Below are 18,005 nucleotides of genomic sequence, written 5' to 3'. Positions count from 1 at the left end.
GGGGGAGATCTCTATTGAAATAGGTCTTCATCCGCCGGGCGAGCGTGGGGTTCTTCGCTCACGGGCGCGAGCCCATCACGGTGTCGCGGCGAGGGCAACGGCTTCCCGGCGAAGGCGAACCCACCATGCAGGAACAGGACCGCGGGCAGGCGGCGTCCGTCGGCCGGGGGCTCGCTGACCCATGCCTTGAGCTTGAGGCCGCCGGAGAGATACGATATCTCGCGCGCGCCCGGGGGCGGCGGGACGTTCTGGTAGCTCTGAGGTGCCGGATCCGTGGAGATGAGCTTGGTCTTGAACTTCGCGCGCGCCTCTGCATAAGGCTCGTCCTGCAGCTCGAGCCCTGGGGAGACCGGGGGCAGCGGCGCGGGCTCCGGCGCCGGCTCGGCGGTCTCCGCCGCGATCGGCGCGGCCGGCGCCGGCTCGGTGCCAGCTGGCGCGGTGGGCCCGCGAGCTCCTGGGGCAGCGCGCGGCACCTCCTGACAGGCGAGCGCCGCGAGCGCGATGATGGGTCGAAGCCGAGGGCGCGTGGTGAGGGGCATGTCCAAGCCATGATCTATATCAACCATCGTAGTTCGGTACGCGTCCGGCGACCTGCATGCTGTATTGGTAGTTCGTGGCAGCCCTTCAGATGATTCACGCATTGCGCGAGATCGCCCCTACGGGCACGACGGTCCTTCGGCGTGCCCATGGATGGGTCGAAACAGCGAGCCCCGTGCGGCGCAGAGCGTGCAAAGGGGCGCATCGGCGTGCTGCGGGCACACATCGCCCTCCGGGAGTTGGTCTGGCCCGGGATGTTCTTGCGGCCACGCGGCGTCCCCGAGCACCTGGCCCGCGCGAGCAACAGGCGCTGCCTGCCCACGCAACGAGCGTCTGGGAAAGCCAACCCAGGAGGAGCTGGCTTTCGGCGTTTGTCACTTGAACGTGATGTTGGACACGTACTGGTTCACGTTCCAGCCGTTTCGGCTCGTGACCTTGTTGCCCTGGATGGTGAAATTGTCGAAGTGAATCCCATTGATGTTCACGGTGCTCGACTTGCCGTGAATGTAGATCTGTTTGTTCACGGCAGAGGCAACATTGTTGATGAACACTTCCTTGACCGTGGCCCGGTTGGGAGCGTTGCGCCAGGTCGCCGTCGCATCTTCTTCGAAGTCGATGATCTTGTCGTCCACCGTCTCAATCCTGACGTCCTGCCAGGTGATGTTCTGGATGACAGCGGTGTCGTCCGCGTTGATCCCGAGGGCCCGGCCGGCCTTGACGACATCGATGTCCTTGAAGGTGATATCCTCCATCACCTGACCGTAGGTCTTGGTCCCGATCTTCGTCGCCGCTGAGTTGCTGTAGGCGACCACCTTCTCATAGAGGATGCCCTTGGTGTCCAGCTTGCCTTCTTGCTCGCGCTTCGGCGACATGCTGTCGTCGCCGCTGTAGATGAAGGCGTTGTAGAGCTTGCCGTTCGTGGAGCAGTCGAAATCGACTCCGTCGGTCTGGTTGTAGGCTGTCGTGGTGGGACGGCGATTGATCACCTTGAGGTTCTGGATGGTCACCCTGTCGCTGTCGAAGATCAGCGTGTTCCAGAAGACTGGATCGCGCACGACGATGCCGTCGACCAGCACGTCCGTGCTGTCGTCGATCCGGAGGGTGTTGATCTTGAAAGAGGGTGTATCGTTGTCGGTGCCACGGATCCTCGAACCGTTGCCGTCGATCACTCCCCGACCGAGGATCTTCGTGTTGCTCACCTTGTTCATGTGAACCACGCCGTGGGAAGTATTTTCGACGGCCGGCGCGCCCGTGCGATTGTAGTCGCCCGTGCTGGTCGAGCCGTCCAGGATGGCGCCGGCCGCCAGATACAATATCATGTCGCTCTTCAGCCACAGCTCCCCGGTCTTGTAGCGGCCGGGAGGCACGTACAGGATGTTCTGCGCGGATCCGGCGGCGGCGTCGATGGCGGACTGCACCTTGGAGGTGACGAGCGCAGCGCCCGTGTTGTCCACGTCGTAGTCTGCGAGGTTCTTCACGTCGGCATCGCCCAGCTTCGGCGGATCGACCTCCTGGTCGTCGATGAGGACGAACAGCAATTCCTTGGAGGCGATCTGCAGGATCAAGTAGTTGGGCCCGCTGTCGAAGGTGAGCGTGTCGCCGCTCTTGGTCGCCGACAGCATACGGCTCTTCGGGCTCAAGGTGTAGGAGTTGAAGCCGCCGTTCACCGTGACGGCGACGGTCGCCTTGCAGCCGCTCGCCACGCCGAAGTGGGCGTAGTGCACCTGCATCTCCTGGCCAAACTTGGTCATCTTTTCGACGAATTGCGGCGCCCCGTTGGCCGTCACCGTATAGAGCGGGCTCTCAGGGGCGCCGGGGAGGGCAGGGTAGGTGATCACTGCCCCATCGGAATCGCAATCGATGGGCGCGGCCCCGCCGGAGCCTTCACCCGCCTCACCGCCCGAACCCGAGGTAGCCCCGCCCTCCGCGGCGCTGCCGCCCGCGCTGGTTGCGCTGCCGCTTCCGCCTGCGCCATTGCCGCCGACCTCACCTCCGCCGGTGCCTGCTCCTCCGCCGGTGCCCGCTCCTCCGCCGGATGTGACGCCGCCCGAACCTGGAGGACTGACCGCGCCGCTGCTGCTCGTTCCGGCTCCGCCGTCATCGCCGGTTCCGGAGCAGCCTGCTCCGAAAGCCAGCGAGACGCCCAGTGCGACGCCCATCACCCAAATGTGAGAAAGGTTCATCTTTGCTCCTCCGAACCGCAGCGGCCACCTTGGCGCTCGCGCGTCGAGATTGCAGTGACGCAAACGGATAGGACAAGCAAACTCGGCTCGACAATGTCAACGTTCACATGGCCGCTCCTGACTCGTGCAGTTCGACTGTATGAATTCATTGGCAGGACGGGCCTTATGCGATGAGGCAGGTCTTCCACGCCTGAAACGCCTGGGATCACCGCGACATAGCACCAAGCGGAAGGCAACCTACCGTATAGCTGTACCCTACTGAGCTCGTCCAAACGGTGGCCGTCGCGGTTCGCGGCGCGTCGCGACGGCCGGCGCACGCAACCGTTGCGGTGTGGACACGGGCCTCCGAGCTTCTCGTTCGTGAAGCCCTGCGGTCAAAGAGCCGGCTTCGCATCGTTCATCGGGGACGCGCGCTGCGCCGGGCGCACGAGGTGCTCTGCCTCGATCAGCGTCTTCAGCCGCCCCATCTCCTCGCGCACGTCCCTCGCTGTAGACGGCCATCACGGTCCGCGGGTTCCGGACGCGATCTCGCCGTCGGCTGACGAGACCGCGCCCGGGTTCCGGGTCGTCACCGCCGCGGCCTGGATGATAGTCCGCGTCCACGGATCACTCGAGGACGAGCGTTCGACTCCCCGGCCTGAAGAAGGCGAGGGATCGGTCCCGCCGGATGATCGGCGTTCCATACTTGAGCGCCTCCGGGAGCGGCGTGAACGGTGACCAAGCGTTTTTGACGGGATCGTAGGCGAATCCATTCGTGAGCGCCTCGGCAGGGTGAATGGTCCCGCTCGCGTCCTGGAACGCGGGCTTCATTCCGCCGGTGTAGAGCACGCGCCCGTCGCCCAGGGAGACCAAGAACGGCTCCGTGCGGACGTCCGGCTGGTCTGTCGTGGTCCATTGGTCGCGCTCCGGATCGTAGATATCGCAGCGCGTGGCGTCGCCCAACCAATGGGCCCCGCTCGCCACGAGCACCCGGCCGTCGCGGAGAAGAACGGCCCGGTGTTCCCATCGCGGCTTTGGCATGGGGGTGACTGCCTTCCAAGCCGTGCGCGATGGGTCGAAGATGTCGACGTTGTCGATGGCGCCAGCGCCATAGACATTTCCGCCAATGAGGATCGCGCGGCCGTCGCGCAGCTCGACCAGCGCCGAGTAGAACCTTGCCCGAGACAAGTCGGTGAGCGCCGACCAGCGATTGGCGCGCGGGTCGTAGACCTCGGCGCCACGCGCGACGTCGCCCCGGTCCCTTCCACCTGCGACGAGCACGCGACCGTCACGGAGCAGGATCGCCTCGTGACGCCGGCGGGCCTCGTGCATCGGCGCCGCCTCCGTCCAGGTCCCGGTCTTCGGGTCGAAGATCTCGACTCCGGCGAGGGCCGGCGGATCGGCCGTCAGGCGTTCCACACGCGTGCCGCCTGCGACCAGCACTCGGCCGTCGGAGAGCCTGGTGGCGGTGTGCTCGGCGCGCGCCTGGTGCATGGAGGTCGCGGGATGCGCCGACTGCAGATCTTCGTCCACGATCAAGGCCGACTCCGAGGTGACCTGGCTCCAATGCGCATCCGAGACATGGCCGCCGGTGATGAGCGCGCGCCCGTCGTCGAGCAGAGCGATTGCAGGCTTGGCTCGATAGGGTTTGATCTCGCCGGCGAGCCGATACGTGCCGCGCACCGAGACGAGGCGCGGGCGCTCGGCAGGGGGCAGGCTCGTCGGGGCCGGTGCGGGTGCCGACGCTGTGGGCCGAGCGTCGCTCGAGGGCGCGGCCTCCGCTGGGGGAGGTATCGGCCGCTCGAACGCGCGTGGCTGACCGCACGCAGGGAGCCCCGCGAGAGCGGATACAGCGCACCAGGAAACGACTCGAACTGCGCGCATGCAGGACGCCAGCATAACACGTGCCGAGGGTGTCGTGCGGCCTGCGAGGCGTGAGTTCGTCATTCCCCATGAACGAGCCCCGCCAGTGGAGCCCTGCAGCGCAGTCGACTCTGCGGACGAACGCGAGAGGCCGTGCGTCGCTCTGCGCGCGGCGTCGCCCCCGCGATCGGAGTACTGTTGTCCCGATGCGCCACCCGCCGGCCGATCCCCTTCGCTTGCGCCTGCTCCTCTCCATCGGCGTTGTCCTCCTGGCGGGGGCTGGGTGCAGCCGCGAGCAGGCCCCGGCGCCCCCAGCGGGGTCGGCGGCCGCGCGTCCGTCGTCGGAGACGCCGTCAGCGGGGCCGGTCGCGCCTCCGCCGCCGGCGGGAGCGCCGGGGAGCACCACCCGGGGCGAGATCGCGGGCGTGCGCTACCTCGAGCACATGACGGGCGGGGCGCGACCCGACGAGCGGGTGCCGATGATCGTCGCGCTGCACCCCATGGGCGGGGACCCCGCGGACTTCCTACAGATGCTCCGGCGCTACAGCCGCCGCGCCCGGCTCATCCTCCCGTACGGCCACCCGAGCGGCGGGATGTACATCTGGTACGACTCGGTCCGCGAGGACGTCGCAGCCCCCCTGGTCACACGGGAAGCCGATCGGATCGCCGCCGCGCTCGCCGCCCTGGTTGCCGCCCGCCCCACTGTCGGCAAGCCCCTCGTCACCGGCTTCTCGCAGGGCGGCATCATGACCTTCGCCCTGGCGGTCACCCACCCCGAGGCGCTGGCGGCCGCCTTCCCCATCAGCGGCCTGCTCCCGCCGTCGCTCTACCCGTCGGCGGCGCTCACCTCGGAGCCGCGCCCGGCGACGCTTCCGCCGGTCACGGCCTTCCACGGCGCCTCCGACTTGGCGGTGCCGACCCAAGGCGCGCGCGCCTCGATCGCCGAGCTGCGGCGCGCCGGGTACACAGCGGAGCTGCGCGAGTACGTCGGGGTCGAGCACGACACCTCCGACGAGGAAATGGGCGAGATCTTGGAGCGGATCGGGCGGGCCGCCGACGCCCTCAATGTTCTACGACCTCATCCGGCAAGAACAGATCGCCGGCATACTCGATAAAGTCCCAAACTCGTACATGGTGGAGGTGTGCATGCGCATGCCCTCGAACACAGCGCGGCTGGGCACGCGATCGAGCTGGCGGTTTTGCGCTTCCCAGACACAGCCATCGATGTAGTTTCCGACGTGGCGGGAGGCGCCGCCGCCAGAACCCAGGACAACTATCGCCGATGCGTCGCCAGATGTCCGCCAATGCTCGGGCAAATGGCGCATGCCCGGGGGTCTTCGCTCACGGGCGCGAGCCCATCACGGTGTCGCGGCGAGGGCAGCGGCTTCCCAGCCGATGGACGCGAAGGAACGGCGGTTCCGGCCCAGCCCGGGCGCATCGGCGCAATGGGCGTTGCCGCGGGCCGCATCCAGGTTCGTCACGCATTTCAGCAGGCCGACCTTGGGCACTTTCCGGACGAAAGCGCTGCGGGCCAGGTGGTAGGCCGGGGCCTCGCCCCAGATATTCCGGCGCATCTCCGCCAGCTCCTCTTCCCGGTAAGCCGCCAGCGGTTTCCGCCGCTCGTCGGCGGCCCGTTCGGCCCGCTTGCCCTCCAGCCAGGCGCGATGATGGCCGCTGCTGGCCAGCCGCTCGGCGATGCGGCCGATCTGCTCGCGAAACTGGGAGAAATGGCTGCCGCCCAGGTCGTCCTGCACGATGATGTCATCCACCAGGCCGATCGCCTTGGCCTCGCGGATGCCGAGCGGCACGCAGCGCTCGGTGAGCTCCACGGCCTTGGCCAGGCCCACCCGCTTCGGCAGGGAATAGGTCCAGTATTCGGAGCCGTAGAGCCCCCCCATGCCCTTGTAATGCGGGTTGAGGACGATGCCGTCGCGGGCGAGCACCCGGTCGGCGGCCAGGGCCATCATCACCCCGCCGGCCCCGGCGCTGCCGTACATGGCGGCGATCACGATCTGGTCGGATGCGGTCAGGATGGCCTTGCAGAGGTCATCCATGGCATTGATGTTGTTCCAGGACTCCTGGGCCGGGTCGGCGGCGGCCTCGATCAGGTTGAGGTGGATGCCGTTGGACCAGAAATCCCGCCCGCCCTGCAGGACGATGACCCGGGTGGGGCGGCGGCGGGCGAACACTACAGCCTGCTCCAGGCGCCGGCAGTGGTCGGTGCCCATGGCGCCGTTGTAGAAGCGGAAATTCACGTAGCCGACGCTGTTCTTCTCCTCGTACCAGATGTCGCGGAAGGTCTTGCCCCGGGTGGGGGCGTCGATGAAGAGCGGCAGCTCCGGCGCCTCCTGCATCGCATCGGGACCCAGCACCATGGCCGCAGGCAGCTTGAACCGCCGCTCCTCCGGACCGTTCTTCGGCTTCAGGTGGGAAATCCACACGGCCCCGTCCACCGCTGCCCGACAGATGGCGCCATGGCGCTGGGCGATGATGTCCCCCGGCTTGCCCACCAGCGCGCTCTCCTCGTGGGCACCGAAGAGATAGACCTCTTGGCCGGCGATCTCGTCCAGCACCCCCGGTGCGCCGTCCCCGGTCCGCACCTTGCGGAGGATGTCCGCCACCCGGTCCGACTCCCAGTCGACGCGGCGCTGGGCCTGCTTCAGCGCAGGCCGGAAATGGCCCAGGGGCTCGGCCCGCGAGTAGTCCAGGGGCGCCGGCACGAACATCCGGCTCTCGAAGCGCTGCACCGCCACCTCCATGGCCTTCACCGCGCAGCGGGTGATCTCGTCACGATAGAGGCTGCTCTTGCTGCCCTCGCGCATGGCGCAGCGGTAGGTGGCCCAGATGGGGCCGGAATCCATGTGCTCGACCGCCTCCACGACGGTCACGCCCCACGCGGTCTCCCCGTTGTAAATGGCCCAGTCCAGGGAACTGGGACCACGGTCGCCGACGATGCCCGGGTGGACGATCAGGCAGGGCGTCCGGCTCCAGATGTCACGCGGAATGACATGGGCCAGCATGGGGCAGAGGATCAGATCGGGCCTGAACTGCGCGACCACTTCGCGCATCGCTCCCGCGGTCGTCGCCGCGGCAACACCCACCTGATGGCGATCCTTGAAGAGCACGTACGCCTGCTGGGTCAGGCTGTTGAAGCTGCTGGATAGCAATAGTAGTCGCATGGTTGCTCCGGACGGTTGATGGGCTTCACCAGGATTTATTGCCATGGAAAGTACCGTCGGAATGGCGGGGGTCTGACCGTTGCCGCATGACCGGATTACAGAACACCTGCCCTTCTGAAGCGCGACCGGTAGACCAGGGGGCTCACCTTGAAGTTCCTCTGAAAACAGCGACGCATCGCTTCTGCGCCACCAAATCCACACTTTTCCGCGATCATCTCCACCGGCGACAGACTAGTTTCAAGCCATGCCCTGGCCTTCTCCAGGCGGCTCTGCTCGACGAACCTGGCGGGGGTCAGCCTCACTTCGCGCTCGAACAGGCGAGCGAAGTTGCGGGGGCTCATGTGCATGCGCCGCGCCAGGGCGTCGACGCTCAGGTTGGCCTCGGGATGGGCGTCGATCCAGCTCTGCAGCTCCCGGAAATCCCGCCGGGCGCCGGAGCTGTTGTGCAGGGCCACGTTGAACTGGGACTGCCCACCGGGTCGGTTGGGGAAGACCAGCAGCCAGCGCCCCACCATGGCGGTCGCCTCCGGCCCGAAATCCTCCTCGATCATGCAGAGGGCGAGGTCCATGCCCGCCGTGACGCCACCCGAGCTGTAGCGGGAGCCGTCACGGATGGCGAGACGATCGGGTTCCACCCGGATGTCCGGGTATTCCTCTGCCAGTTGCTGGCACCAGTGCCAATGGGTGGTGGCGCGGCGGCCGTTCAGCAGCCCGGCCTCGGCCAACAGAAAGGCGCCGGTGCAGACCGAGCCGATCCGCCGCACCCGCTGGTCCATGCTCCGGATCCAATCGACCAGGACCGGATTGCTGCGGGCCCGGTCGACCCCGATGCCGCCCGTCACCAGCAAGGTGTCGATGTCGTCCCCCACATCGACAAGGTCATGGTCCGCAATGATCTGGAGCCCTGACATGGTCCTGATGGGTCCCGCCCGCTCGGCGATCACCGAAAATCGGTACGCCGTCCAATCGGGATTGCAGGTGAGGTGGAGCCAGCAGTTGACGAAGGAGAAGACTTCCAGTGGACCGCACACGTCCAGGATCTGGCAGTCGGGGAAAGCCAGCATGGCAATGTGGCGGGTTCTCGGTGAGGTCGTCGGGGTGATGTCGGTCACGGCCACCTCCTCGGACTGGGATTCCGCGCCGATTGGGGCCTGGGCTGGATGGTGCGGCGGCTTGAGCCTGTCGGCAATGTCAAAGATCCCACCTCTTCTGCCAACGACCAGCCTCGGCGCCGGGATTCGTATCGCACGCTCTTGTCCTGCCTGACCGACGCGGGCGGTAGCCGCACCTGAAAGAGGCCGCGCGCCGGGCGATCCCTGGGTGTCAGGCCAGTTGTCGCTTTCCTGGATCTAGCAAGGGTAGAAGGACCTGGATAGGGTGGACATGGAGCCCGCATTCGACGACCGTATTCAGCAGCATTTCGAGCCAAGATGATCCAGCGAATGACCGGCCCCAACAGGTGACGGCAACGGAGCTCGCTCGTGAGGTCAAGATCCCGCAGCCGACCTGGTCAAAGTGGCATGCTCTCTCTCAAGCAGTCATGCCGCAGGGAGGAACGCCCAACGACCTCAAGCAGCTCGCCGGACCGGTACGATCGGCCGGCGACAAGGTCCGCATCGTGCTGGGCGTGACGCGGCAGAGCAAGATCGTTACCGCTCCCAGGTGCCTTGGCGAGCAGGAATGGTCTCGCATTCCTGGGACTACATGCCTGAGACGGATCGGCATGAAAAGTCCAGTGTGCATAGACCTTTCCGCCCGGGGACGAGATCGAAGGTGGTGGCACGTCGAAGGGGGCTGCGCGTCGCAATGCCGAGAGCGCGAGCGCGTAGGTAAACCAGGCCATTGTGGCGCGATCGGAGCGCCGCGTGGCACACTCCGAGCGATGGTGGTCATGCACGCGCAATCCTACGCCCTCGACACGACCTGGCGCGCCTTGCTAAAGGATCTCGGCGTCTCGCCGGCGAACGTGCTGCGCCGTTCGAGGTGACGACTACGGTGCTGCCGTCGCCGATCGCGGCCTACGAGCAGTTCCTCGGCGCGCGCATGAGGAGGGGCACCAAGCACCGCGTGTCGTTCACGGCTGCCGATGCGCACCGGCATTTTCTGACCTCGGACGACAGCCGGTGGCGCACGTTCGAACCGGCGTTGCGCCAGCGCCTCGCCGACCTCGAGTCGTCGGCGCCCACCTCGGAGCGCGTGAGCGCCGCGCTGCTCGAAGGGCTCCCAAGCGGCCTCGTTACGATGGAGACGATCGCGCGGCGCCTCGGGCTCAGCAAACGGACGCTGCAACGGCGGATCGAGGACGAGGGGACGAGCTTCCAGCAGATCTTGAAGGAGACGCGCGAAGCGCTCGCGCGCCACTACCTGGAGGAGACTCCGCTGCCTGTCGCAGATATCTCCTTCCTGCTCGGCTTCTCGGAGCCGAACTCGTTCTACCGCGCCTTCCGAGCATGGACTGGAACCACGCCAGACCAGGCCCGGCGCGCTGTTCGATCGGCGAGGCGCGTCAGTCCGCGTCCACGGATCACTCGAGGACGAGCGTTTGACTCCCCGGCCTCAAGAAGGCGAGGGATCGGTCCCGCCGGATGATCGGCGTTCCATACTTGAGCGCCTGCGGGAGCGGCGTGAACGGTGACCAAGCGTCTTTGACGGGATCGTAGGCGAATCCATTCGTGAGCGCTTCGGCAGGGTGAATGGTTCCGCTCGCGTCCTGGAACGCGGGCTTCATCCCGCCGGTGTAGAGCACGCGCCCGTCGCCCAGGGTGACCAAAAACGAAGCCGTGCGAACGTCCGGCTGGTCTGTCGTGGTCCATCGGTCGCGCTCCGGATCGTAGATATCGCAGCGCGTGGCGTCGCCCAACCAATGGGCCCCGTTCGCCACGAGCACCCGACCGTCGCGGAGAAGAACGGCCTGGTGTGCCGATCGCGGCTTTGGCAGGGGGGTGACTGCCTTCCAAGCCGTGCGCGATGGGTCGAAGATGTCGACGTTGTCGATCGCTCCAGCGCCATAGACATCGCCGCCAATGAGGATCGCGCGGCCGTCGCGTAGCTCGACCAGCGCCGAGTAGAACCTTGCCCGAGACAAGTCGGTGAGCGCCGACCAGCGATCGGCGCGCGGGTCGTAGACCTCGGCGCCACGCGCGACGTTGCCCCGGTCCCTTCCACCTGCGACGAGCACGCGACCGTCGCGGAGCAGGATCGCCTCGTGACGCCGGCGGGCCTCGTGCATCGGCGCCGCCTCCGTCCAGGTCCCGGTCTTCGGGTCGAAGATCTCGACTCCGGCGAGGGCCGGCGGATCGGCCGTCACGCGTTCCACACGCGTGCCGCCTGCGACCAGCACTCGGCCGTCGGAGAGCGTGGTGGCGGTGTGCTCGGCGCGCGCCTGGTGCATGGAAGTCGCGGGATGCGCCGACTGCAGATCTTCGTCCACGATCAAGGCCGACTCCGAGGTGACCTGGTTCCAATGCGCATCCGAGATATGGCCGCCGGTGATGAGCGCGCGCCCGTCGTCGAGCAAAGCGATTGCAGGGGCAGCTCGATAGGGTTTGATCTCGACGGCGAGTCGATACGTGCCGCGCACCGAGACGAGGGGCGGGAGCTCGGCAGGGGGCAAGCTCGTCGGAGCCGGTGCGGTTGCCGACGCTGTGGGCCGAGCGTCGATCGAGGGCGCGGCCTCCGCTGGGGGAGGCACCGGCCGCTCGAACGCGCGTGGCTGACCGCACGCAGGAAGCCCCACGAGAGCGGACACAGCGCACCAGGAAACGACTCGAACTGCGCGCACGCAGGACGCTAGCATGACACGTGCCGAGGGTGTCGTGCGGCCTGCGCGGGGCATGCTTCGGGCCACAAACTGCACCGCGACCACCTCCACGTTGATCTGGCGCGGTATCGGGTGGATGGCACGAGGTAGCGCTTCATCGCGCATCGGGCTCATTGTAACGGGGCGTGACAATCGACCAATCGTGGTTGGCGCGGATCCAGATGCGTATGCCCTCCACGTAACGCGCCAGGTTCCGATCGATGGTCGCAGAAAACGTAGGCAGGTGCTTCACCAGATCCAGGAAGTGCTCGACTTGAGCATCGTGGATACCAGCGGCGCGCGCGTACGCTGCTTCGAGCTCGATGCGCTCTTCGTGCATGAGCACGACAACCAAATTGTGCACGTCGCGGTTGCTCGTCTCTTTGCGCAACGAGTAAATGTCATTGGCAAAAGACGCGATGGCGTTGCCGGCGCGACGCACCTCCGCCACCAAGGGATGTTCTACGACCTCATCCGGCAAGAACAGGTCGCCGGCATACTCGATGAAGTCCCAAAACTCGTACATGGTGGACGTGTGCATGCGCATACCCTCGAACACCGCGCGACTGGGTACGCGGTCGAGCTGGCGGTTTTGCGCTTCCCAGACACAGCCATCGATGTAGTTTTCGACGTGGCGGATGAGGCGCCGCCGCCAGAACCCAGGACAACCATCGCCGATGCGTCGCCAGATGTCCGCCAATGCTTGGGCAAATGGCGCATGCCCAACGGCAGCCGTGGGCCCTCGCAGCACCCCGTATACATCGAACAGCAGGCTCGAGACAACCTTCGGTTCGGCGCCGTTCAGTGACGTATTCTCGCACACGTCATCGAAGAAGAAGAGCCAGCTGTAGTAGTCGCAGATCGCCCGAAGCCGCTCGAAATGCGCATCGGGGTAACAGTGCGCGGCGAGCGCCGAGTAGCTGCGCACCTTGTCGAGCGTTCGTGGCGATTCATCGGGGAGCAGGCCGCACTTGCGAGTCCATTCGAGGCAATCGTTCGCCAGCTGTGCCGCCTGCGGGTGGGGCGTCGTGGCGGGAAAAGGACAAAGTAGAGCTCTGTGCACAGCTTCCTCCTCGACACGGATTGGAAGCTGCTTGGCCCATGCGCTGAAACCGTTGGCGCTCCCACTCCGAGAGACGCTCATACCACGAACCGCTTCCGACCGCAGCAGGTTGCAGGCATATTGAATGAATTACCATGCCGCCCAGCGCCGAGGCAATCCTACGCAGGTCTCCGCGGAGCCGACGTCAGTGAACGACACCAGCAGGGTACAGCTGTACGGTAGGATGCCCTCCGATTGGTTATAAACATCGGTAATTGCATGAGTTTTATGCGTGGAAGACCTGCCTGGCCGCAGAAGGCGCGCTCTGTCAATGAGCTCGTACAGTCGGACTGCACGAGCCAGGAACGGCTCCGAGAACCTTGACTGGGCGTCGCCTGGGCCCGCCGGGAAGTCACCCATTTCGAGCGCGGCGTCCGCGCGTAGGCAAAAGAAGCCGGATCGCTGCGTGAAGAAGTATGGCGCGGCCGAGATCCGGGGGTGGATCGCGAAGGCCAGGTCGAACGCCAGGAGCACGGCGCTGCCGGCCAGCACGGGGACGGGCCTCAGCGAGGCGAAGCGCAGCCACCCCCGGGGTACTGCCGGGCCGCCGCGACGGCCGAGGCGGGGCGGGCGGTCACCGCTGCTCGCGAAAGAACTCGATGCTTTGCCTCATCGCCTCCGGGACGGAGGTGAAATGATCCCCTGCGACCGGCACCACCTTGACGTCGAGCCCGCTGCGCTGCGCCAGGAGGGCGAGCCGCTGGCTCGCGGGGCCGAAGAATCGCTCCCCGCCGGACAGCCCGTGGTAAAGCCGCACCGGGCACCGAAAGCTCGTCGCATAGGCAACCGGCGAGCGGATCTGGAACTCCCGTATGTCGTACGGGCTGAAAGGGATGAGCCTGGTTTGACCCGAGGACCAGTCGATCTGGTTGGGCGACCCGGAGAACGACGCGGCGGCGCGAAACCGGTCGGATCCCATCGCTGCGAGGAGGGTGAGTGTCCCTCCCACGCTATGGCCTGCGACATGGAGGCGATCGGGTTGCACATGGGGCAGCTTGGCCAGGGCGTCGGCGGCGGCGAGCACGTCGTCGACCTCGTGGAAGAACATCGAGAACCCGCCGGGGAGGCCGTTCTCTCCTCGGAGCATGGGCATGAGGACGACGAAGCCCGCGTCGCGATAGGGCGCTGCCATCTCCCAGTCATCGAGGGCGAAGGCGAACCCACCATGCAGGAACAGGACCGCGGGCAGGCGGCGTCCGTCGGCCGGGGGCTCGCTGACCCATGCCTTGAGCTTGAGGCCGCCGGAGAGATACGATATCTCGCGCGCGCCCGGGGGCGGCGGGACGTTCTGGTAGCTCTGAGGTGCCGGATCCGTGGAGATGAGCTTGGTCTTGAACTTCGCGCGCGCCTCTGCATAAGGCTCGTCCTGCAGCTCGAGCCCTGGGGAGACCGGGGGCAGCGGCGCGGGCTCCGGCGCCGGCTCGGCGGTTTCCGCCGCGATCGGCGCGGCCGGCGCCGGCTCGGTGCCAGCTGGCGCGGTGGGCCCGCGAGCTCCTGGGGCAGCGCGTGGCACCTCCTGGCAGGCGAGCGCCGTGAGCGCCGTGAGCGCCGCGAGCGCGATGATGGGTCGAAGCCGAGGGCGCGTGATGAGGGGCATGTCCAAGCCATGATCTATATCAACCATGGTGGTTCGTGGCAGCCCCTCAGACGAGGCGTCCTGTGGGCGCACCTGTGCCCACACGCGCGGCGCCGTCCCGGGCGAAGGCCTCGTATGCCGCATATGAGATGAATGCGTCAATCGGGACAACCGCAGGAACCACGAGGATCGCGTGACAGGAAGGAGCCAGGCGGACGGGCGGAGCGGGCTTTCATCAAAGCCTTTCCTTGTCATCCAGATGCTGGCGAGTCTGTACATCGAAGAGGGCTGGCGCCGAGGTGCAAGGCTTGCCCTCCGGTATCCGTCCTGTGCGAGGACCAGCTGCATCCACACCGGTCGAATGGCATGGAGCGCTGGAGACGCCATTACGTCGTCCCAGACCGAACGCCTCGACGAGGCGCCCGTCCTCGCCGGCCAGTGCGACCAATTTGCCGAGGGGGGAAGGAGAATTCAATCCTGTTTGTGATAGGTTCACGCATTGCGCGCCTGCCCGATCGACGATGCAGCTCCGCTCGCATCCTTCGGCGGAGCCGTCCTCGAGCGCCGCGTGGACACGCAGGTGAACATTCTCGTTGATGGGGGCCCGATGATACGGATGAAGATTTTGGGATTGTTGATGGCCGGCCTCTCGCTCTCGCTCGTGGCATGCGGCGATGGCGAGGGGAGCAATGGGGGCAAAGCCGACGACGACACCGGGGGCGGGACCGACACCGGCGGCGGAAGCGACACTGGCGGCGGGACCGACAGCGGCGGCGGGACCGACAGCGGCGGCGGGACCGACAGCGGCGGCGGAAGCGACAGCGGCGGCGGAAGCGACAGCGGCGGCGGAAGCGACACCGGTGGCGGGACCGATACCGGCGGCGGGACCGATACCGGCGGCGGAAGCGACACCGGGGGCGGGACCGATACCGGCGGCGGAAGCGACACCGGTGGCGGGACCGATACCGGCGGCGGAAGCGACACCGGTGGCGGGACCGACACCGGCGGCGGGGATGCTCTCGACGGCGAGCAGCTCGGCGAGCTGACGGACGCAGAGGCCCAGCAGGTGTGCGACGACGTCGCCGGGTCACTCGAGCTCTCGAAGGAGGACCTGTGCGACCTCACCGGGGTGCTCGCCAGCGTCGTGGATGGAACGGACTGCGAGACCGCCAGGGCGGATTGCATCAGCGCTCCGGAGGCGCCCGAGCCGGCCGGCTCGTGCGACACGGCCGGCTTCGCGGGGTGCACCGCCACGGTCGCGGAGCTCAAGGCCTGCATGATCGCCACGGGCGACGCCTTCGAGGCGATCACGTGTGATTCGCCCATCGAGGACTTCTCGCCGCAACCCGCGGCGTGCGCGGCCGTCAAACTGAAGTGCCCGGGGCTCCTCGCAGGCGCCTGAGCGCTCGTGAGATCGCCCCTACGGGGACGGCGGTCCTTCGCCCAGGCGTCTCAGGATCGCGTCAAAGGGTCGTGATCGTCACGTCGTCGAAGCGCACGTCGCTCATCGCCCACGAGAACAGGGCGACCGAACCCCACGTGTACGTCACCTCGCTCGGCACCGCCAGCACCACCTGATCATTGACCTTGATCCGGTGCGTCGTCCCCTCGCGCTCGACCCGCACCGTCATCCATGCGTTCTGCGGCGGCACATAGCTCGTGTTGACCGCGAGCTCGGTGAAGACGCCGTTGTCCACCCGGACCAGGCGCGCGACGCTCAAGCTCGCGTCGAACATCACCCGGTAGTAGCTCGATCCGGCGTCGTTGATGGCGTACATGAGGCCGAAGCCGTCGGGGTCGCCCGCGTAGATCTTCGCCGAGAGCGCTCCCTGCCCGAAGGCCGTGCGGGGCGCGACGAGGTAGGTCCCGCGCATGTCGACAGCTCCGTCGGCCGCGGTCTGGGGGTAATCGAACGCGCTGCCCGTCTCGGTCGCCGCTCCGCCTGCCCCCCTCCAGCTCGGCGAGCTGTCGGTGATGCCCTCGTTGATCACGGTCCAGACGCCCGGCGCGACGCCTTGATCGAACGTCTCTTTGAACGGGATGGTGCCCAGCTTGGCCACGTTGACCGAGCTCAGGTCCACGGTGACGACGGAGGCGGCCGCCTTCCCGCATGAGGTGGTCTTGATCTCCTCCCAGAGGACGTAATCGTGGGAGACCCAGGTGTGCCGCACCGACTGCAGGTTGACGTTCTCCACCGGGTAAAGCGACTGATCCTGGAGGCTCGCCGCGTAGATACCCTCGTATTCTTCCGTGAGCGTGCTCTTGGCGAGGTTGGGCAGGCCGTAGAGGCCGCCCCAGGTGTCGTTGTGAAGGTCCTCCCATTTCTTGTAAGAATGCCCGCTCACCGAGGCCAGCTTGTATTGCCAGCCGAAGATCGAGCCCGAGGAGAAATCGATCACGTCGAAGTCGTTCAAGGACTGAGAGGCCTGCTCGCTTACATCGAAGCTGAAGCTCGTGGACGGCCCCTCGACGCCCACGCCCCCGCCGACCGAGAACCCGTTCGACGTGGTGAACGTCGAGGACTCGTTGGCCGAGTGGGGCCTGTGGGCGTAGGGCGAGAGCCCCCCCGACAGGGGGCGAATCGAGTGCTGGAGGGTCTCCTGGAAGTAGCCGCGGTTGTTCCCCGAGTTCCACTTGAGCCCGCCGGGGTTGTACTGGGTGCCATTGCCCGCGAAGACGACGTATTTGCCCTCCGGCGCGTTGGAGGCGAGGAGCGTCACCGTGAAGTTGCGGTCGATGACGGAGCGCTGGCCGTCGCCGCCGCACTCCCAGCTGATGGAGGTGGGCGTCACGTTGTACGAGCGGTAGGTGCCCTCGGGCAGAGGCTCGGTCACGAGCTGGGCGAGCGCGTGGGCCTTGTGGTCCGCGAGCAGGCCCTTGATCTCGGCGAGGAGCTCGCCCCGGGAAGGTAGCGCCGCCTGCGCGACCTCGGACCGGGAGGCGATCCGGGGCTTTGCGTCGATGGTGATGGGCTCGGCCTCGGGCGCCGCGTCGAACAGCGCGTCGAGCTCGGCCTCGCTCCTTTCGAGCTTCTTTCGGAGCTCGGCCCGCTCGTCCGCGGTCATCCGGGCGTACCTCGCCTTCGCGGAGGCCGGCAAGCGCACCGAGCTGTGCTCCTCGGTCTCCTCGCCGGTGACGTCGCCAAAGACGCGCACGTCGAAGCGCTGGCCGCCTGGGCTGGGCGCCGCGTAGACGACTTGCGCGGACATCCCGATGCCCAGCGCCAGCGCGACCTTCTCGGCGTCGCGCGCGTTCTCGAGGATCACAGGCACCCCCGCGAGGCGCGCTGCCCGGAGCACGGACCCGTAGGAGCGGATGTCGTCGGCGCTCGCGGCCTCGGCGTCGATGAGCACGGCGGACGCCTCTGCCACGCGGCTCGCGGGGCTCGGATCCGCGATGAGGTCCGCCCGGAACCTCGAAGGGGCGCCGTCCATGAGCTCCGCGAGCAGAGGGGCCTTTTCGCGTCGAATGGACGTGAGAGCGACGACAGGGCCCGTCGTGCCAGCGGCGGGCTTCGCGGCGGGGTCGCTGGGCTCCTCGGCGCCCGGCTCGGGGTCAATGAAAGGATCCGCCTGGGTCTCTGGGGCAAGGCCCCCGCAGCCCGCGACGGCCAGGAGGGTGAGGGCCAGGGGAGAGAGGCGAGCCAGAAAGGTGAATTGTCGCATGGGGGTCCTCCCGGAACATTCGTTGCAGGGTGAGGTCGGACGCGCGGGCGCTGGGGGCGCCGATGCCCCTCGCTCCACGCGCTTCAACCCTTTTCCGTAAACGGAGAGGAAAACCCGACACG

At 67.1% G+C, this 18,005-nt stretch carries 12 protein-coding genes; 3 read left to right on the top strand and 9 right to left on the bottom strand.

From position 1 onward, the window contains the following. Positions 1-11: 11 nt before the first annotated feature. The 3 genes from WMF34_RS32585 to WMF34_RS32575 all read right to left on the bottom strand — a co-directional run bounded on the left by WMF34_RS32585 (position 12) and on the right by WMF34_RS32575 (position 4,382). Entirely contained in the window at positions 12-539 is a 528-nt protein-coding gene (locus WMF34_RS32585; protein WP_437990257.1) for a hypothetical protein, read from the bottom strand. Positions 540-911: 372 nt separating this feature from the next. After that, complete coding sequence (locus tag WMF34_RS32580; RefSeq protein WP_437990256.1) at positions 912-2,720, bottom strand: glycoside hydrolase family 28 protein; 1,809 nt, start codon at positions 2,718-2,720, stop codon at positions 912-914. Positions 2,721-3,326: 606 nt separating this feature from the next. Continuing rightward, positions 3,327-4,382: a Kelch repeat-containing protein gene (locus WMF34_RS32575; RefSeq protein WP_437990255.1), complete on the bottom strand. Its 1,056-nt coding sequence runs from the start codon at positions 4,380-4,382 to the stop codon at positions 3,327-3,329. A gap of 386 nt (positions 4,383-4,768) precedes the next feature. On the opposite strand from WMF34_RS32575, the gene WMF34_RS32570 reads away from it, so the two are divergent. Continuing rightward, positions 4,769-5,677: an alpha/beta hydrolase gene (locus tag WMF34_RS32570; protein ID WP_231864363.1), complete on the top strand. Its 909-nt coding sequence runs from the start codon at positions 4,769-4,771 to the stop codon at positions 5,675-5,677. Positions 5,678-5,920: 243 nt separating this feature from the next. Here the strand turns inward: WMF34_RS32570 and WMF34_RS32565 are convergent, their stop codons facing one another. Together WMF34_RS32565 and WMF34_RS32560 are read right to left on the bottom strand one after the other, a co-directional pair. Next, entirely contained in the window at positions 5,921-7,687 is a 1,767-nt protein-coding gene (locus WMF34_RS32565; protein WP_437990254.1) for an enoyl-CoA hydratase-related protein, read from the bottom strand. A 149-nt stretch (positions 7,688-7,836) separates the two neighbouring features. Beyond that, complete coding sequence (locus WMF34_RS32560; protein WP_012238988.1) at positions 7,837-8,853, bottom strand: GlxA family transcriptional regulator; 1,017 nt, start codon at positions 8,851-8,853, stop codon at positions 7,837-7,839. A gap of 883 nt (positions 8,854-9,736) precedes the next feature. Here WMF34_RS32560 and WMF34_RS32555 point away from each other — a divergent pair. Beyond that, positions 9,737-10,330, top strand: a complete 594-nt coding sequence (locus tag WMF34_RS32555) for a helix-turn-helix transcriptional regulator (protein WP_012238987.1) — start codon at positions 9,737-9,739, stop codon at positions 10,328-10,330. Here WMF34_RS32555 and WMF34_RS32550 read toward each other — a convergent pair. From WMF34_RS32550 to WMF34_RS32540, 3 genes are all read right to left on the bottom strand, one after another. Continuing rightward, complete coding sequence (locus WMF34_RS32550; RefSeq protein WP_437990253.1) at positions 10,266-11,321, bottom strand: Kelch repeat-containing protein; 1,056 nt, start codon at positions 11,319-11,321, stop codon at positions 10,266-10,268. The genes WMF34_RS32555 and WMF34_RS32550 overlap by 65 nt on opposite strands. A gap of 334 nt (positions 11,322-11,655) precedes the next feature. Next, positions 11,656-12,684, bottom strand: coding sequence for a terpene synthase family protein (locus tag WMF34_RS32545; protein WP_157907060.1), 1,029 nt, complete (start codon positions 12,682-12,684; stop codon positions 11,656-11,658). Positions 12,685-13,216: 532 nt separating this feature from the next. Further along, entirely contained in the window at positions 13,217-14,239 is a 1,023-nt protein-coding gene (locus tag WMF34_RS32540; protein WP_437990252.1) for an alpha/beta hydrolase family protein, read from the bottom strand. Between the two features lie 595 nt (positions 14,240-14,834). On the opposite strand from WMF34_RS32540, the gene WMF34_RS32535 reads away from it, so the two are divergent. After that, positions 14,835-15,620, top strand: coding sequence for a hypothetical protein (locus tag WMF34_RS32535; RefSeq protein ID WP_437990251.1), 786 nt, complete (start codon positions 14,835-14,837; stop codon positions 15,618-15,620). Positions 15,621-15,681: 61 nt separating this feature from the next. Here the strand turns inward: WMF34_RS32535 and WMF34_RS32530 are convergent, their stop codons facing one another. Then, on the bottom strand, positions 15,682-17,883 hold the full coding sequence (locus WMF34_RS32530) for a hypothetical protein (RefSeq protein ID WP_437990250.1): 2,202 nt from the start codon (positions 17,881-17,883) through the stop codon (positions 15,682-15,684). Positions 17,884-18,005: the final 122 nt, after the last annotated feature.

The organism is Sorangium sp. So ce145 (assembly GCF_051525985.1).
GTDB lineage: Bacteria > Myxococcota_A > Polyangia > Polyangiales > Polyangiaceae > Sorangium > Sorangium cellulosum_B.
The sequence above is the reverse complement of the archived record's forward strand: the minus strand, read 5'-3'. Positions and strand labels throughout refer to the sequence as shown.